Below are 15,659 nucleotides of genomic sequence, written 5' to 3' on the forward strand. Positions count from 1 at the left end.
GGCCATTCGTCGCGGCCACCGTGGCAAAGCCGCCAAACGCCCCCCATATCCACAACATTACTTCCCTCCACGGGCCTTTCCTCGGTGAGAAAATTTGTGATTGTCCTGCTCGCGCTTCTCGTCGTTCCCATTGTTGTGTCGGCAGCGAGATATTGGATGGGTGATCGCTCGGTAGATTGGCAGAGCGCGGATCGTTCAAGCGCCGGCCTGTTGCCACCGCCCGCCACGCATCCCGAGGCACTTGTGCGCGTCTTCGCGGCGCGGACCGTGCGCTGGCGCGGTATCTTTGCGGTCCATAGCTGGATCGTGTTCAAGGAACAGGGCGCGTCGCGTTATACTCGCTACGATTATACGGCGTGGGGCGAGCCGATCCGCCTGAATGGATTTGCCGCAGACGGCCGCTGGTTCGGCGACGTGCCGACCGCTATCGCCTCCGCCGACGGCGATGCCGCCACCGCCATGATCCCGAAAATCCAGGCGGCCATCGCGAGTTACTCCTGGCGCTCTTATGGCGACTATCGGGCTTGGCCGGGGCCGAACTCCAACACCTTCGTCGCGGCAGTTTTGGCCGCCGTGCCCGAATTGCAGGTGGCATTGCCGCCCACCGCCATCGGGAAGGATTTCCCCTATGCCGGCAATGCCTTTGGCTGGACACCTTCCGGCACCGGCGTGCGCGCCACATTGGGCGGCTATCTCGGTGTTACCGCAGGCTGGGTCGAAGGGGTCGAGCTCAATCTGCTGGGTGCCGTATTCGGCCTCGACATCCGCCGGCCCGCGATCAAACTGCCGGGCATTGGTCGTCTTGGCGTCAGTGCGTAAATGACGCGCGGCGCGAAACCCTCAGGGTACCGTCGCGTAGCTGAACCGTGCACAAAATTCCTCGGATATCGGCGATGATATCGGTCACTGTGGTGGCCGTGCTATGCGTGCTGGCCGTGGCCACGCAGGTCGGCGTGCTGGTATTCGAGCGTAAATATCGGCCAACGGGTGAGCTTGTCGACGTCACGGGTGGCCGTCTGCATGTGGTGCAGATCGGACCACGCGACGCATCAGGCCCGCCGATTGTCCTCATCCACGGTGCCACGTCGAGCATGGAGACCATGCGGCTGCCGCTCGGCAATATGCTGGCAGAAAAACACCGCGTTATCCTGATCGACCGTCCCGGCTTTGGCTGGAGCACGCGTGACGATTTGTCGAACTCTTCTCCGGCGATGCAGGCGAGGATGATCGATGAAGCGCTTGAAAAACTCGGCGTCGATCAGGCGATCGTTGTGGTGCATTCGCTTGCCGGCGCACTCGGCGCGCTGATGGCGCTGGACTATCCGCAGCGTTTCGCAGGACTGGTCATGCTGGCGGGTGTCACTCATCCCTGGCCCGGTGGCGTTGGCATCTATAACGAGGTCGTCACCACTCCGGCCATAGGCAAGCTGCTGGCCTATACGATCACGCTGCCGCTCGGCTATTTCTTGACGGACATGGCCGGACGCGCAGTGTTTGCGCCGCAGCCGATGCCGGAAGGCTATATCGCGCAGACCGCGACGCAACTTGTACTGCGGCCGCGCAACTTCCTTGCCAATGCCTGGGATCTAGTAACGTTGAAATCTGCCGTCATGGCGCAGGCATCGCGCTATGCCGATATCAAAGCTCCGACCGTCGTGATCGCAGGCTCTGCCGACACCATCGTATCGCCGGAGATTCATTCGCGTCATTTCGCGAAAACCGTGCCGGGCGCCAAACTAATCGTGCTGCCGAACGTTGGTCATATGGTGCAAAACGCTGCGCCTGATCTTATCGTGGGGGAGATCGAGGGCATGATCTCGGCCGCTGACACAAAACCGAAGGCCGCCTTGCGCTAACCTCCCGTTCGATCGACTTCAAACCAAATTGAGGAGAATTGCATGACCACGACTTTCGGTTCGGCCAAATGGCAAGGTGGCATCAAGGACGGCAAGGGATCGATTTCCACCAAGAGCGGCGCGCTCGCCGACTATCCCTACGGTTTCGCCAGCCGCTTCGAAGGCAAGCCGGGCTCCAATCCTGAAGAGCTGATCGGCGCCGCCCATGCCGCCTGCTTCACAATGGCGCTGTCTCTGATCCTCGGCGAAGCCGGTTTCAAGGCTGACAATATGGAGACGAAGGCCGACGTGACGCTGGAGAAGCAGGGTGACGGCTTCGCGATTACCAAAGTGCACCTCACGCTCTCGGCCTCTATTCCCGGCGCCGACAAGGCGAAGTTCGACGAACTCACCGCCATGGCGAAGGCCGGCTGCCCGGTGTCGAAGGTGCTGAACGCAGAAATCACGCTCGACGCGACACTGGTGTAGTTCTCAGGGTCTTGGCACCTGCCGCGCACTCCCTCGCCCCGCTCTTGCGGGGAGAGGGGCTCTTCGATCCGTGAGTGAAGTGCGTATGGTGGGCTTTGTGCGATGCCCCTCACCCGCCGCGAGACGTGGCGACCTCTCCCCGCAAAGCGCGGGGAGAGGTTAAGCAAGTGAACTACATATCCGCGTCGTTTGGCCCGACATAAGCGATGCGGACCATGTTGGTCGCACCTGGTGTGCCGAGCGGTACGCCAGCCACGATGATAATGCGTTGGCCGGCTTTGGCGAAGCCGTCACGGAAGGCGATGCGTCCGGCGCGATCGACCATGTCGTCGAGGTCCTTCGCGTCCTCCGCCACCACACAGTGTACGCCCCACACGACCGACAGCTTGCGACCGGCGGCGAGGTTCGGTGTGATCGCGACCACCGGCGGCTTCGGCCGTTCACGAGCGACGCGGACGGCGGTGGATCCTGAGCTGGTCCAGCAAATGATCGCAGACAGATCCAGCGTTTCGGCGATCTGTCGCGCGGCGTCCGCAATGGCGTCACCGGCGGTAGGCTCGGGCTCGGGGCGCTGGGCCATCAGTACGGTGCGATAGGTCGGATCGCGCTCCACTTCCTCGCCGATGCGGTTCATCGTCGAGACGGCTTCGACCGGGAATTTGCCAGCGGCGGATTCGGCCGACAGCATGACGGCGTCCGCGCCTTCATAGATGGCCGTTGCCACGTCGGAGACTTCGGCGCGCGTCGGCACCGGGCTCTGGATCATCGACTCCAGCATCTGCGTAGCGACCACAACCGGTTTGCCGGCGCGGCGCGCCATGCGCGTCATGCGCTTTTGTAGACTTGGTACCCGTTCCAGCGGCAGTTCGACGCCGAGATCGCCGCGCGCCACCATCAGCGCGTCGGACGCTTCCAGAATGGAATCGAGACGGTCGATCGCTTGCGGCTTCTCGATCTTCGACATGATGGATGCGCGGCCGCGCACCAGCCGCTTGGCTTCATGCACGTCCTCGGCGCGCTGCACGAAGGACAGGGCTATCCAGTCGATGCCGGTCTCGAGTGCGGCTTCCAGATCCAGGCGGTCCTTCGGCGTCATTGCCGACACCGGCAGGTCTGTATCGGGCAGGCTGACGCCCTTGCGGTCGGAGATGCGCCCGCCGACCACCACGCGCGTCACCGCGCGGTCGTTCGATGTCTCCTCGGCAATCAGCCGCAGCTTGCCGTCGTCGATCAGCAGCGCATGGCCCGGGCGAAGTGCAGCGAGAATTTCCGGATGTGGCAGGTGCACGCGGGTGGCGTCGCCGGGGGCAGGATCGGAATCCAGCACGAAGCTCTCGCCATTCTTGAGCTGCACGCCGCCTTCGGCAAAGGCGCCGACGCGCAGCTTCGGGCCCTGCAGATCGACCAGAATGCCGATGGGGCGGCCGTAGCTGCTCTCGACATTGCGGATGGTCTTCACCAGCTCGCGCATCTTGTCATGCGGCGTGTGGCTCATATTGATGCGGAATACGTCGGCACCAGCCTCGAACAGCTTGCGGATCATCGCGCTGTCCGAGGAGGCAGGCCCGAGCGTGGCCAGAATCTTGATGCGGCGTTGACGTCTCATTGTTTGCCTCCCGGCGGTACTGATGGCGGCAGGGTCGTTGACCCGCCCGGGGGCGCGCCACCTGGCGTGTTAGGCAGACCGGGGAAGCCCGCGCCGGGTGCGCCCGGAGGCGGTCCGGTTGGCCCCGGAATGCCCGGCAGCTTCGGCGGTTGTTCGTTGGTTTCGGTCAGTTGCACCGTCCAGGCACGCTGTTCGCCGGTATCGACCTCGAAGAAGCCGGTCCGGTCAAAGCCGCGTGCGAGGCAGTTTTCGGTGCCCTTGATGGTGAATTCCTTGTCGCGGGAGCACATGAAGGCCTGACCCGACCACTCACCACCCCGGTCGTAATCGAGTGCGTAGATATAATAATACCGCGCAACCAGGGTTCCGCGCAGCAAGGTTTCGCAGGCTCGCGATGAGACATTCCACCAGCCCTCGGTGGTCCAGCCTTCGGCATCCTTGTAGCCCAGCGCGATCCCGACCCGGCTCGAGGTGTTGTTGCACAGCCGGAAATCAGCCGCCGCGGGGCTCGTCCACAGGCACGACAGGGCCAGCGCCAGCACCGGCAACAGGCCGGCGAGGGGGACGCGTCGAAAGGGGCGGGAATGGGAATCTTTTGCGGTCATGCGGCGAAGCTATCTCAATTCGTTGACGATTTCGCTTGACCCGGCGGGCCTGTCAACGGTCGCGGAACCAATTCTGTCCCGCCAGGCGGTTTGCGTTGTGATATGGCAAAATCTGTGACAGCGCCCATGTTACATGAAGACGACAGGCCGGTATCGGGTGCAACAGCGAGACCATTCATGGCGATTGACGACAAGATCCAGACCGAACTCGAGGCCGCCGCCTTTCGCCGGCTGGTTGACCATTTGCGCGGTCGCACCGATGTGCAGAATATCGACCTGATGAATCTGGCCGGCTTCTGTCGGAACTGCCTGTCAAACTGGCTGAAGGACGCTGCCGACGCCAAGGGCGTGGCGATGACCAAGGATGAGAGCCGCGAAGCGATTTACGGCATGCCTTACGAGACCTGGAAATCGCTGCATCAGGCCGAGGCCAAACCCGAACAAATTGAGGCCATGAAGAAAGTGCACAGCGGGCACTGACGATTTCTGGTCTTTTTGAGGCATGAAATCAAAGCTGTGGGGGCGCTGTGGATGACCGCGAAGGCGCCTTGACGCAAGGCGCCGTGGTCTTGAGTGTCATTTCCTTAAGATTAATGCGCGCATAACGCTGCGCACTAAACCCACCCCATATCCGCTTAAAGCAACATCAGTTCACCAGGAGTTTTCGATGGCCACCTCTGCTGCGTCCGTGCTGGACGATCAGGCGACGCATTCTTTCGCCAAGGATCAGCTCAAGGCTATCGTCGAGCGTATCGAGCGCCTTGAAGAAGAAAAGAAGACGATCTCCGACGACATCAAGGACGTCTATGGCGAAGCCAAGGGCAACGGCTACGACGTGAAGGCGCTGCGCACCATCATCCGCATGCGCAAGCAGGACGCCAACGAGCGTGCCGAGCAGGAGACGATCCTCGAGACCTATCTGCAGGCCTTGGGAATGCTGTAAGGCGCTTAGCGCGCCAATACTCAGCCAAACACTCAGGTGTCATACGCGGGCAAAAGCGCGAAGCGCGTCTTCGCGCTAAACGACCCGCGTATCCATCTAGCCCAAAAATAGCGATGGATGGCCGGGTCAAGCCCGGCCATGACACCATTGTAGTCTGAGAAATTCGCGCGCTTAACGCAGCGACGCCGTGCGCATCACAAATGCTGTCGTCGCAAGCGAGGCTGTTGCCGAGCCGGTGAAGCGCTCGCAGACCAGACCGAGCTGCGGATCATCCGAGAAAGTCATCGCCACCACCGCCTGCGGCTTGACGAAGTGTGCGCGCAGGATGGTCATGTCGCCGTCGCCCATCACTGAGGCTGACATCGACGTGGTGGCGCTCGGCGCGAGGATCATCGCGCGCATCCAGACATGGTTGTCGGGAATGACTGCTGCGGTCAGGCGGGTCGCTACGGTGACGGTGCTGTTCTGGCCTTGAGCGCCCTTCGCGACGACGGTCGTGATGTTATTCACCGCCATCGGGTTCTTAGCCACGGAGGCCGGACGCATGCTGCGTGGGATTGGTGCACTGGCGGCGACGACATTGGCGCGGTCAACCGGCGAGTTGGCCGGCGGCGCATAGGCCATGGCCTTGGCGAAGCTGGACTCGGTGGCGGCCGGCTGCGGATCGACCACATTAGCCAAGGCCTGGCGCGCGGTGATCGCGGCGACCTGCTGCGGCGTGGCCTGTTTCGGCGCCGGCATATCATCCCAGAAGCCGCGGGCATTGATAATATCGGCCGGCGTCTGCGGCCGGTTGTCGGCCTTGGCCGCGGGCGCCGGAATCGGTGCCTTCGGGCGCGGTACCGGAACGGTCTCGGTGTCAGCCGATGCGAGCTGATAGGTTGCCGCTGCGGCCGGCTTGGAGCGCGGCATCGGAACGGGGTCCGAAGACTTCGCCTCAGCCAGCTTCGTTTCAGCCAACTTCGTTTCGGCCTGCTTCGTATCGACCGGTTTCGCGGGCATCGCGGCGGCCATCATGCCAACAGGCGATGGCTTGGCGGGTGCGATCGCGGCTGCTGCGCTCTCGTCTTCGTCGTCATTCGACTTGCCACCACGGAACAGCGAGGCGAACAGACCCGGCTTGCTCTTGGCAAAAGCTGCACTATCGCCATCGCCGCGCTTCTCGATCTCAGCCATCGCCAGCTGATAGCCAGCCAATGGACGGCCGTCGGTGGGGAGATGCACGGTGCGGCCGTCGGGGAAGACGCGCGCCAGCTGGTCATGCGTCATGCGTGGCCAGTGACGGATGCTGCCGGTGTCGAGATGTACGAAAGGCGAGCCGGAGGTCGGATAGAAGCCGACGCCGCCGCGCTGCAGGCGCAGGCCGGCGAAGCGGATCTTTTCCAGCGCCACGCCGGGAATGAAGAAGTCCATCGCATGGCCGAGCATATGCTGGCTGGCGCGAGCGACGCCGGACGAGCGGCGGCGGAGCATGGCGTTGGTGGTGGGAGAGCGATAGGCGGAGATAATCTGGATCGGCGCCTTGCCGTCGACGTCGCGGTAGACCTCCCAGAGGATGTCGAACAGGCGACGATCCATGTTGGTCTGGTCCTGGCTGCGCCAGTCGCGGAGGAAGTAGTTGATCTTCTTCATCCCGTCGTCGTCATAGCGGCCGTTGCGCTTGAACGTGACGGTGAGGTCTTCGCCTGAATGGGTGTGGTGGAACGAGAGGGTGCGGGTTTCGTCGAGAGCGGTGGCGTTATGGACGGAGCTGGCGCCTGCCATCAGCAGAACTGACGCGAGGCCGGCATGAAAGCCAGCGCGCGATGTCCGCAATCTCGTTTTGCGTGCGAAACCGCTCAGCACGTATGAACCCACCCAAGTCGACAACTCTCTCGCTACCCCATGCGGCGACAGAGAGTGAACGTACTCTTAAAACGGGAGGGTTAACCGAGATTTACAACCCATCCCCCCAAGCGGGCTTTTCAGCCAGCCATTAAACTTAACCCATTGAGTATGGCGAAAAATAGCCCGCTGCCGGGTTCCAGATGGACGATGGTTAATCTGGATAAAGGGCGAAACGTAAAAAAGGCTCCACCGGAAGGTGAAGCCCTTGATAAGTCTTCAGAATATTAGCGCCGACGTCGCAGTTTAGCGGGTTACCGTGCGGCGCGGCTTCTGGCCGGGTGCCACCGGTTGAGGTGCCGGGGCACCGCCGCCGAACAGGCGCTCGAAGAAGGACAGGCCGCCATTGCTGGCCATGCGCGAGCCGTTGTCGTTGAAGGCTACGCCTTGCGGGATATCCGCGCGCGGGCGCGAATAGCTCGGCTGGGCCCGGGCGACGACCTGTTCCAGATCCTTGTTCTTGCCGCCGCGGAGCAACTGCATCATCTGCGCGTCGCGTCCGTAGATATCCTTGCGCAGCTGCAGCTTGCCACCGTCATCGACGAAGGCTGTCTGGTAAGTGATGTTCACCGGGATCGGCGTCGGGAATTTCAGATCGATCTCGCTGCGGCCATACATGCCGCGAACCTTCTCCGGCGTGTAGTGCTCGTTCGGCATCGTGATGTTCAGCAGCGTCGCGGCGTATTGATCCGGATTCTGCACGCGCATGCAGCCGTGGCTGAAGGCGCGCTCGTCGCGACCGAATAGGTTCTTGTCTGGTGTATCGTGCTGATAGACGAGGAACTTGTTCGGGAAGTTGAAGCGGATGCGGCCCAGCGCGTTGGCTTCACCGGGGGGCTGCGCAATGTGGATGCTGCCGTCGGAATTGCGCGTCAGCTTCAGGCCCATGCGGTCAAGCACCGTCGGGTCCTGCTGCAGAGCGGGCAGGTATTCGTTGTAGATGATGGACGGCGGCACGTTCCAGGTCGGGTTGACCGTGATGTACTTCATCGTTTCGGTCATCAGCGGCGTAGCGTGATTGCCCGGCTTGCCGACGACGACGCGTGTGGTCCAGACCTGCGCGCCGTTCTGCATCACTTTCAGCGTATAGTCCGGGATGTTCAGCATCACATAGGCATTGCCGACTGCGGACGCGCCGAGCTGGCGTGGCAGCCAGCGCCAACGCTCCATGTTGACCAGCACCGTATCGATGTGGCGGTCGCGCTTCGGCGAGTTCATCGCGCGCACGGTGGCCTCGTCCAGCACGCCAGTGGCCTTCAGATCGTTGCTTGCCTGATACTTGCGAACGGCTTCGGCGACGGCAGCGTCGTATTTGGTCTCGGCCGGACTCTCGACATTGAGGCGCGCGCGCAGCAACGGCACGCGCGGGTCGTCCATCACGGTCGGGTTCGGATTTTTCTTCGTGGCCTTGGCGAAACGCAGAGCCGGGCCCTCGCCGATCGGCTGTACTGGCGTTGCGGTTTCGCCGCGCAGTTCAGCGAGCTTCTTCTTCAGCTCCTGATAGCCCTTGTGCGGCGGGTTGTAGGCGTCGAGGGCTGCCGAAGCGTTCTTCGCGGTCGAGATATTGGCGAGCACTTCCGCCGGATCTGTCGGATGCTCCGGATACATGATGTCGCCAGTCACCTGCGACCAGTGCATGCGGCCGCTCTGTGCCTGGCGGGCATAGTCGAGCATGCTGGCGGTGAGCTTCAGCTCCGCCTCGGCGAGCGCATCGGGCGTATTCGCCGCGGTGAAATCCGGCACCGGATAGTCGGCGGCGTCGAGGCCGTCAGAAGCGGCGTCCTTGAGGCGCGCAATGACGCCCTTGGCGGCAGGAGTCGTTGCGCCAGCCTGCGTCCAGATCGGTGCGAAGTCACGTGCGGTGTAGAACTTCTCGACCGCGGCGCGCTCGCCCTTGCGGTCGAAATAGCGCGTGGCCTTGGCGCCGAACATATCGCGCAGTTTCTCGGCGACGGGCTGATCGCTGGACGCAACGGTGGTCGCGGGCTTGGCGATGTCCTTGGCGACATCCTTCGGCGGCTCGGCTGCGGGCGCAGGAGGTGCCACAGCAGTCGCGGCCGGCGGTGTCGCAGCGGCGGGCCCGGTTACAGCCTCGCTCGGCTTCACATCCGCAGGCGCTTGCGCGGCCTCGGTTGCCTTTGGCGTATCGATCGAGGTCGAGCCGATGGTTTTCTCGGACGTCCGGGTCGCGTCCGGCACGGACGCGGTGGTCTCGGCCTTTGGTGCATCGGCCTTGAAGTCGGCAGCGGTCGGCGGGGCAACATTGGCGGGTTCGGGGCGCGGCACCGCCGCATCGATGGCGAGTTCGGAGACACTGTCGCGGGGCGCTGCGCTCTGGGCAGCAGCTGCGGCGCCAGCGGAAACCGTCAGGAATGTCGCGGCCACGGCCATCAGCACGCGGTCGAATCCCGAGCGGCCCTTGGAATAGTCTCGCATTCTCGCACCTCGTTAGGTGAGCTGTTCCGGCATGGAACAGTTCTAGTCTGACATCATCAGCTTCGGTTGAAGCAGTCGCGCTGTTTTGCCTGCTCGCTCCGATTCAGAGCGCTTCATGTGCAGACGATACACGCGCCCGGCACAAGCGCTAGCGCTTGTCGGACAAGTCACAACAAACTGACCTCAACCTCCCCGGTTTGCAACGCATACCGAGGTTTCACCGATGCTTTTGACTTTGTGTGTCACCAGACCGCAACGGTTCAAGTTCCATAGCGATCGCAACAACATGTTCAATCGCGTGGGAGGCGAGAAGTTCAGTTCGACGGTGCGGAATCCGCAATCGATGAATCTTTCTCCGCTGCCTCATCGAGCTTGCGGTAGAGCGTCGACCGGCCGATTTTGAGGCGCCGTGCCACTTCCGACATCTGGCCGCGATAGTGCGCAATGGCAAAGCGGATGATCTCGGATTCGAGCTCTTCCAGTGCCCTTACCTCGTTCTCGGCTGTCAGCATGGACAGGCTTCCAGCGGCGAGCGATATCGGTGCTGCGTCGATGCCCGGTACCATGGTCGGCGCCATAGTGTGGAAGACGGGGTCTACAATCAGCGGCGCGACTGCCGATGCCACGATCGATGGAGCGTACGCGGTCGTTTGCGGGAAGTCGGCCAGTCCGAGTTGATCGCCTTCGCTCATCACCACGGCGCGGTAGACGGCGTTTTCCAGCTGCCGGATATTGCCCGGCCAGTCGAGCTGCGTGAGCATCGTCATGGCGTCGCCGGCGATGCTGGTAATTGGTTTGTTCTCCTCGGCGCAGAAGCGCGCCAGGAAATGCCGCAGCAGATACGGAATGTCCTCGCGGCGCGCCCGCAGCGGTGGCACCGTCAGCGGCAACACATGCAGGCGGTAGAACAGGTCTTCGCGGAATTGCCCGGCTTTGACGAGATCGAGCAGCTTGCGGTTGGTGGCCGAGATGATGCGGACATCGACCTTGACCGGCTTGCGCCCGCCCACGGCCTCGACCGAACCTTCCTGAAGCGCGCGCAGCAGCTTCACTTGCGCCGATAGCGGCAGTTCGCCGACTTCGTCGAGAAACAGCGTGCCGCCGTGAGCCTCGACAAATTTGCCGAGATGCCGGTCGGTGGCGCCGGTAAAGGCGCCCTTCTCGTGGCCGAACAGGATCGACTCCACGAGGTTGTCGGGAATGGCGCCGCAATTCACGGCCACGAACGGCTTGCTGCTGCGTTCGCCCGAGCCGTGGATGGCGCGCGCGATCAATTCCTTGCCGACGCCGGACTCGCCTTCGATCAGCACGGGGATCGTGGAGGTCGCCGCCTTGCGTGCGGTGCGCAGCACGGCGTCCATGCCGGCATTGCGGGTGACGATGTCGGCAAAAGTGAGCTTGCCTTCGCGGCTGTGCCTGATGCGCTGCAATTCGCCTTTCAACGCACTGGTATTGAGCGCATTGCGCAGGCTCACCTGCAGACGTTCGACGCCGACAGGTTTGACGACGAAATCATGCGCGCCGGCACGCATGGCGGACACAACATTCTCGATACCGCCATGGGCGGTCTGGACGATGACAGGGATGCTGAGGCCGCTATCGCGGATCTTGTCGAGCACGCCCATGCCGTCAAGGCCGGGCATCATCAGGTCGAGGACCAGAGCGTCGATGGCGGCCGCTTCGGGATCAATCAGCCGGGCCATGGCAGCGTCGCCGCTATCGACCGTGATGGCCTCATAGCCGCAGCGCTGCACCATGTTTTCGAGGAGGCGGCGCTGGACGGCGTCGTCATCTGCGATGAGGATTCGTTCGGCCATGGCAACTCCAGAGCGGGTATGTCCCGATTTGAGCCACCATGGCGATCAAAGCCTTAATGCTTTCATAACACCGGGGCGAGGTAAGCCGTCGCATAGGGCCAGACTTCGCGGGCACCGCGATAGATCATGTCACCCGCTACATAGAGAATGATGGCGAGGCCGACATAGGCGATCCAGCGGTGCTTCTGCAGCAGCTTGGCGATGAAGGAGGCGGCGAGACCCATCAGCGCGATCGACAGCACCAGGCCGAAGATCAGGATGCTCGGGTGCTCACGCGCAGCACCAGCGACCGCGAGGACGTTGTCCAGCGACATCGACACATCGGCGACGGTGATCTGCCAGATCGCCTGGCCGAGCGTCTTGCGCGGGCCGTTGGCCGTGCCGTCGGCATTAAGCTGGTTCTCAAGCTCGTTGAGATCGTGCTCATGCCCGGCGCGCAATTCGCGCCACATCTTCCAGCACACCCACAGCAAGAGGATGCCGCCGGCCAGAAGCAGACCGATGATCTGCAGCAGTTGAACGGTGATGCTGGCGAAGCCGATGCGCAGGATGGTGGCGGCGATGATGCCGATCAGGATGGCTTTGCCGCGCTGTTCTTTCGGAAGGCCGGCGGCCGCAAGGCCGATCACGATGGCGTTGTCGCCGGCGAGAACCAGATCGATCATCACGACCTGGAAAAGTGCAGTCATAGCTTCAGCGGTGAAGAACTCTGTCATGTGGGCCACTCCGTATGAACGTCCAGTCCGACATCACAGTTCGGGTGAACTGCCAGAGGGGCCCGGGCCAGGACGTGCTTGTTAAAAGTCGTACTTTGCAAAACATGCGGGTTTGATCCCGCGGTTGATCCGATCCGTTACTCGGGTTGATCCGAGAGGGTGACAAGCCGAACCATCTGGTCGGGCTCGATGAGAATGGTGATGCCGACCCCGATGAAGGTCAGGACACCGGCGACATCGAACCAGGTCGCGCGCCGCGCGAAGTTCCGCGGAATCAGCGCGCCACCGGCCATCAATGCTGCAAGTGCGAATAGCAGGGTGGCGACCATCGGCGCCAGCGCATCGAGCGAGACAAATGCGCGCAAGGCCAGTGCCGCGGTCAACGCCAGCAAAAGGGTTGCGGCAAACAGCTCCTTGACCCGGTGAGGGGCAGGAGGCGCATAATTGCGGCCAATGCTGTTGCGATCCGTAAAGGCCATCGTTGTCCTGTCGGGTATCGTTTCATCCCGTCCGCAACGTTCTTGCAGCTCGATAGTCGTGCTACAGGAAGTCGTCAGATCTTTAATTCATATTGGATAGTTTCGTAATCATGAAACGTGGCGAAAATCAAGAGGATTTCGCTGGAGTGCAGCGCGGCAAAGCCTTGCCGGAAGCGCGGCAGTTGCGAAAACAGGCTGGGGATTGGCTGAAGGCGCGGCGAGCGGAAGCCGGATTGTCGCAGGTCGATCTCGCCGCAAAACTTGGTCTCAAATATTACACGTTCATCTCGCAGGTTGAGAACGGCTTCAGTCGGGTGCCCACCGAAACGATGGAAGCATGGGCCATTCAGCTCGGTCTGGAGCCGGCCGCCTTCGCAAAACATTTGCTGGTCTATTACGAGCCGGAATTGCACCGGCTGCTGTTTGGAGCACCCAAATGAACGTCATCGCATTTCAGCGCAAACCGCTGCAGGGCGCGTGGAGCGAGACCGAGCTCGCAACGCTTGCCGACACGATCAATCTCGGGCATCGCGGCCGCGAATGGGAGACTGGCATCACTGAGAACGGCGATGCGCAGCTCTATCTGCTGGGACCCCAGCCGGAGCAGGCCTGCGAATTGTGCGTATCGCGCGTGGATGGCCAGTACATTCTCGAAGACGGTACGGGGCGCCTGTTGTTCGAGCATCGCAGCCTGCCACTGGTGGCGGCGCATGCCCGCACTGCGCTGCGCGGGACGCGATGGTGGCTTGTCGCACGGATTGTCATGGTGTGGTGTACGATTCGCCATATGCTTCATGACGAGATCGAACCCTTGATGACCGAGGGCGAAGAACTGCTTGTCCATTTCGCTCCGCAGCTCGCTGCTTTCGTGTGACGGCTGCATCCAACCGAAAGTATTCATGACGAAACCTGCGACTGCTCGGACTGCCAAGCCTTCTCGAAAGACCGCTTCTCGCAAAACTGTTTCGCGCAAATCCGCTCCGGCCAAAAAAGTGGTGAGCAAGCTGGCGTCGAAATCATCGGCCAAATCGCCGGGGGGCAAGCTGCCGGAATGGAATCTTGCGGATCTCTACACGGCGATCGACGCGCCGGAGATTGCCGGGGATCTCGACAAGATCGACGCCGAATGCGCGGCATTCGAAGCTGATTACAAGGGCAAGCTCGCGGAAGAGACGGCCAAGCCCGGCGGTGGCGTGTGGCTCGCGGGCGCTGTTCGCCGTTATGAGGCGATTGACGATCTCGCCGGCCGGCTCGGCTCCTATGCCGGTCTCGTCCATGCCGGCGACAGCGTCGATCCTGCGATTTCGAAATTCTACGGCGACGTCTCCGAGCGCATCACTGCAGCGTCGGTGCATCTCCTCTTCTTCGGCCTCGAACTCAATCGTGTCGACGATGCCGTGATCGAGCAGGCGATGCAGACGCCCGAGCTTGGCCACTACCGGCCGTGGATCGAAGACAGCCGCAAGGACAAGCCCTATCAGCTCGAAGACCGCGTCGAGCAGCTGTTTCACGAAAAGTCCCAGACCGGTTATGGCGCCTTCAACCGCCTGTTTGATCAGACAATCGCGGGGCTTCGCTTCAAGCTCGGCGGCAAGGAGTTGGCGATCGAGCCAACGTTGACCATGCTGCAGGACCGCGCGCCGGCCAAGCGCAAGGCGGCCGGGCAAGCGCTGGCGAAAACCTTCAAGGCCAATGAGCGCACCTTTGCGCTGATCACCAACACGCTGGCCAAGGACAAGGAAATCTCCGACCGCTGGCGCGGTTTCCAGGATATTGCGGATTCCCGCCATCTCAACAATCGCGTCGAGCGCGAAGTGGTCGATGCACTGGTGTCGTCGGTGCGCGCGGCCTATCCGCGGCTGTCGCATCGCTACTATCAATTGAAGGCGCGCTGGTTCGGCAAGAAGAAGCTCGCCCATTGGGACCGCAACGCGCCGCTGCCATTCGCACCGACCGGCACGATTCCATGGTCGGACGCGCAGGACATGGTGCTGACCGCCTATGGCGCGTTTTCACCTGACATGGCCAATATCGCCAGGCGCTTCTTCACCGATCGGTGGATCGACGCGCCGGTGCGGCCGGGCAAGGCGCCCGGCGCGTTTTCGCATCCGACCACGCCGTCGGCGCATCCCTATGTGCTGATGAACTATCAGGGCAAGCCGCGCGATGTCATGACGCTCGCCCATGAACTCGGCCACGGCGTGCATCAGGTGCTCGCCGCCCGCAATGGCGCGCTGATGGCGCCGACGCCGCTGACACTGGCCGAAACCGCCAGCGTGTTCGGCGAGATGCTGACCTTCAAACGGCTGCTGTCGCAGACCAAGAGCGCCAAGCAGCGTCAGGCGCTGCTGGCGGGAAAGGTCGAGGACATGATCAACACGGTGGTGCGGCAGATCGCGTTCTATTCATTCGAGCGCGCTGTTCACACCGAGCGTCGCCACGGCGAACTCACGGCGCAGCGGCTCGGCGAACTCTGGCTCAGCGTGCAGACCGAAAGCCTCGGGCCCGCGATCGAGATCAAGCCGGGTTACGAGAACTTCTGGATGTACATCCCGCACTTCATCCATTCGCCGTTCTACGTCTATGCCTATGCCTTCGGCGATTGCTTGGTGAACTCGCTCTATGCGGTCTACGAGAACGCCCAGGAAGGGTTTGCGGATCGCTACCTCGCGATGCTCGCCGCTGGAGGCACCAAGCACTATTCCGAATTGCTCAAGCCCTTCGGCCTCGACGCCAAGGACCCGACCTTCTGGGACGGCGGCCTCTCGGTCATCGCCGGGATGATCGATGAGCTTGAAGCGATGGGGTAGGCGTACGTAAAACATTTGTTGTACGTACGCGAGCTTTCT

General features: G+C 62.2%; 15 protein-coding genes. 8 read left to right on the forward strand and 7 right to left on the reverse strand.

Going from position 1 to position 15,659, the window contains the following annotated elements; genetic code table 11:
- Positions 1-156: 156 nt before the first annotated feature.
- The 3 genes from AB7951_RS02505 to AB7951_RS02515 all read left to right on the forward strand — a co-directional run bounded on the left by AB7951_RS02505 (position 157) and on the right by AB7951_RS02515 (position 2,324).
- Positions 157-819 (forward strand): DUF3750 domain-containing protein, encoded by a 663-nt coding sequence (locus AB7951_RS02505; RefSeq protein WP_120288006.1) that lies wholly within the window; start codon positions 157-159, stop codon positions 817-819.
- A gap of 74 nt (positions 820-893) precedes the next feature.
- On the forward strand, positions 894-1,856 hold the full coding sequence (locus AB7951_RS02510; RefSeq protein ID WP_120287143.1) for an alpha/beta fold hydrolase: 963 nt from the start codon (positions 894-896) through the stop codon (positions 1,854-1,856).
- A gap of 42 nt (positions 1,857-1,898) precedes the next feature.
- Positions 1,899-2,324: an OsmC family protein gene (locus AB7951_RS02515; protein ID WP_120287142.1), complete on the forward strand. Its 426-nt coding sequence runs from the start codon at positions 1,899-1,901 to the stop codon at positions 2,322-2,324.
- 172 nt (positions 2,325-2,496) lie between these two features.
- Here AB7951_RS02515 and pyk read toward each other — a convergent pair whose 3' ends face one another.
- Both pyk and AB7951_RS02525 read right to left on the reverse strand, forming a co-directional pair.
- Positions 2,497-3,930: a pyruvate kinase gene (gene pyk, locus AB7951_RS02520; RefSeq protein ID WP_068728836.1), complete on the reverse strand. Its 1,434-nt coding sequence runs from the start codon at positions 3,928-3,930 to the stop codon at positions 2,497-2,499.
- A complete protein-coding gene (locus tag AB7951_RS02525; protein WP_120287141.1) occupies positions 3,927-4,535 on the reverse strand; it encodes a DUF1036 domain-containing protein in 609 nt (202 codons plus the stop codon). Before AB7951_RS02525 ends, pyk begins: the two co-directional genes overlap by 4 nt.
- Positions 4,536-4,712: 177 nt before the next feature.
- On the opposite strand from AB7951_RS02525, the gene AB7951_RS02530 reads away from it, so the two are divergent.
- Both AB7951_RS02530 and AB7951_RS02535 read left to right on the forward strand, forming a co-directional pair.
- A complete protein-coding gene (locus tag AB7951_RS02530; RefSeq protein ID WP_089265876.1) occupies positions 4,713-5,015 on the forward strand; it encodes a DUF1244 domain-containing protein in 303 nt (100 codons plus the stop codon).
- A gap of 187 nt (positions 5,016-5,202) precedes the next feature.
- Complete coding sequence (locus tag AB7951_RS02535; RefSeq protein ID WP_068728829.1) at positions 5,203-5,478, forward strand: DUF2312 domain-containing protein; 276 nt, start codon at positions 5,203-5,205, stop codon at positions 5,476-5,478.
- A 171-nt stretch (positions 5,479-5,649) separates the two neighbouring features.
- Here AB7951_RS02535 and AB7951_RS02540 read toward each other — a convergent pair whose 3' ends face one another.
- The 5 genes from AB7951_RS02540 to AB7951_RS02560 form a co-directional block, all read right to left on the reverse strand.
- Positions 5,650-7,323 (reverse strand): DUF882 domain-containing protein, encoded by a 1,674-nt coding sequence (locus AB7951_RS02540; protein WP_199711964.1) that lies wholly within the window; start codon positions 7,321-7,323, stop codon positions 5,650-5,652.
- A 285-nt stretch (positions 7,324-7,608) separates the two neighbouring features.
- Positions 7,609-9,798, reverse strand: coding sequence for a L,D-transpeptidase family protein (locus tag AB7951_RS02545; protein ID WP_120287139.1), 2,190 nt, complete (start codon positions 9,796-9,798; stop codon positions 7,609-7,611).
- A gap of 314 nt (positions 9,799-10,112) precedes the next feature.
- Positions 10,113-11,615 (reverse strand): sigma-54-dependent transcriptional regulator, encoded by a 1,503-nt coding sequence (locus AB7951_RS02550; protein WP_120287138.1) that lies wholly within the window; start codon positions 11,613-11,615, stop codon positions 10,113-10,115.
- A gap of 62 nt (positions 11,616-11,677) precedes the next feature.
- Positions 11,678-12,331, reverse strand: coding sequence for a TerC family protein (locus tag AB7951_RS02555; protein WP_093757133.1), 654 nt, complete (start codon positions 12,329-12,331; stop codon positions 11,678-11,680).
- A gap of 137 nt (positions 12,332-12,468) precedes the next feature.
- On the reverse strand, positions 12,469-12,810 hold the full coding sequence (locus tag AB7951_RS02560; RefSeq protein WP_093757132.1) for a hypothetical protein: 342 nt from the start codon (positions 12,808-12,810) through the stop codon (positions 12,469-12,471).
- 110 nt (positions 12,811-12,920) lie between these two features.
- Here AB7951_RS02560 and AB7951_RS02565 point away from each other — a divergent pair, with 110 nt between their 5' ends.
- The 3 genes from AB7951_RS02565 to AB7951_RS02575 are packed head-to-tail and all read left to right on the forward strand — an operon-like array spanning position 12,921 to position 15,620.
- Positions 12,921-13,250, forward strand: coding sequence for a helix-turn-helix domain-containing protein (locus tag AB7951_RS02565; RefSeq protein ID WP_089265882.1), 330 nt, complete (start codon positions 12,921-12,923; stop codon positions 13,248-13,250).
- Positions 13,247-13,684 carry a hypothetical protein gene (locus tag AB7951_RS02570; protein WP_089265883.1) on the forward strand — a complete coding sequence of 146 codons (438 nt, stop codon included), beginning with the start codon at positions 13,247-13,249 and terminating at the stop codon, positions 13,682-13,684. The genes AB7951_RS02565 and AB7951_RS02570 overlap by 4 nt, the downstream gene beginning before the upstream one ends.
- A gap of 25 nt (positions 13,685-13,709) precedes the next feature.
- Positions 13,710-15,620 (forward strand): M3 family oligoendopeptidase, encoded by a 1,911-nt coding sequence (locus AB7951_RS02575; RefSeq protein ID WP_120287137.1) that lies wholly within the window; start codon positions 13,710-13,712, stop codon positions 15,618-15,620.
- The last annotated feature ends 39 nt before the right edge of the window (positions 15,621-15,659 follow it).

The sequence above is a fragment of the Tardiphaga sp. 285_C5_N1_2 genome (genome assembly GCF_052076065.1).
Classification (GTDB): Bacteria; Pseudomonadota; Alphaproteobacteria; order Rhizobiales; family Xanthobacteraceae; genus Tardiphaga; species Tardiphaga robiniae.

Excerpts from the sequence above, each read along its gene's own strand:
- AB7951_RS02505 (WP_120288006.1), top strand. The coding sequence starts at position 157 with ATGGGTGATCGCTCGGTAGATTGGCAGAGCGCGGATCGTTCAAGCGCC.
- AB7951_RS02510 (WP_120287143.1), top strand. The coding sequence starts at position 894 with ATGATATCGGTCACTGTGGTGGCCGTGCTATGCGTGCTGGCCGTGGCC.
- AB7951_RS02515 (WP_120287142.1), top strand. The coding sequence starts at position 1,899 with ATGACCACGACTTTCGGTTCGGCCAAATGGCAAGGTGGCATCAAGGAC.
- pyk (WP_068728836.1), bottom strand. The coding sequence starts at position 3,930 with ATGAGACGTCAACGCCGCATCAAGATTCTGGCCACGCTCGGGCCTGCC.
- AB7951_RS02525 (WP_120287141.1), bottom strand. The coding sequence starts at position 4,535 with ATGACCGCAAAAGATTCCCATTCCCGCCCCTTTCGACGCGTCCCCCTC.
- AB7951_RS02530 (WP_089265876.1), top strand. The coding sequence starts at position 4,713 with ATGGCGATTGACGACAAGATCCAGACCGAACTCGAGGCCGCCGCCTTT.
- AB7951_RS02535 (WP_068728829.1), top strand. The coding sequence starts at position 5,203 with ATGGCCACCTCTGCTGCGTCCGTGCTGGACGATCAGGCGACGCATTCT.
- AB7951_RS02545 (WP_120287139.1), bottom strand. The coding sequence starts at position 9,798 with ATGCGAGACTATTCCAAGGGCCGCTCGGGATTCGACCGCGTGCTGATG.
- AB7951_RS02550 (WP_120287138.1), bottom strand. The coding sequence starts at position 11,615 with ATGGCCGAACGAATCCTCATCGCAGATGACGACGCCGTCCAGCGCCGC.
- AB7951_RS02555 (WP_093757133.1), bottom strand. The coding sequence starts at position 12,331 with ATGACAGAGTTCTTCACCGCTGAAGCTATGACTGCACTTTTCCAGGTC.
- AB7951_RS02560 (WP_093757132.1), bottom strand. The coding sequence starts at position 12,810 with ATGGCCTTTACGGATCGCAACAGCATTGGCCGCAATTATGCGCCTCCT.
- AB7951_RS02565 (WP_089265882.1), top strand. The coding sequence starts at position 12,921 with ATGAAACGTGGCGAAAATCAAGAGGATTTCGCTGGAGTGCAGCGCGGC.
- AB7951_RS02570 (WP_089265883.1), top strand. The coding sequence starts at position 13,247 with ATGAACGTCATCGCATTTCAGCGCAAACCGCTGCAGGGCGCGTGGAGC.
- AB7951_RS02575 (WP_120287137.1), top strand. The coding sequence starts at position 13,710 with ATGACGAAACCTGCGACTGCTCGGACTGCCAAGCCTTCTCGAAAGACC.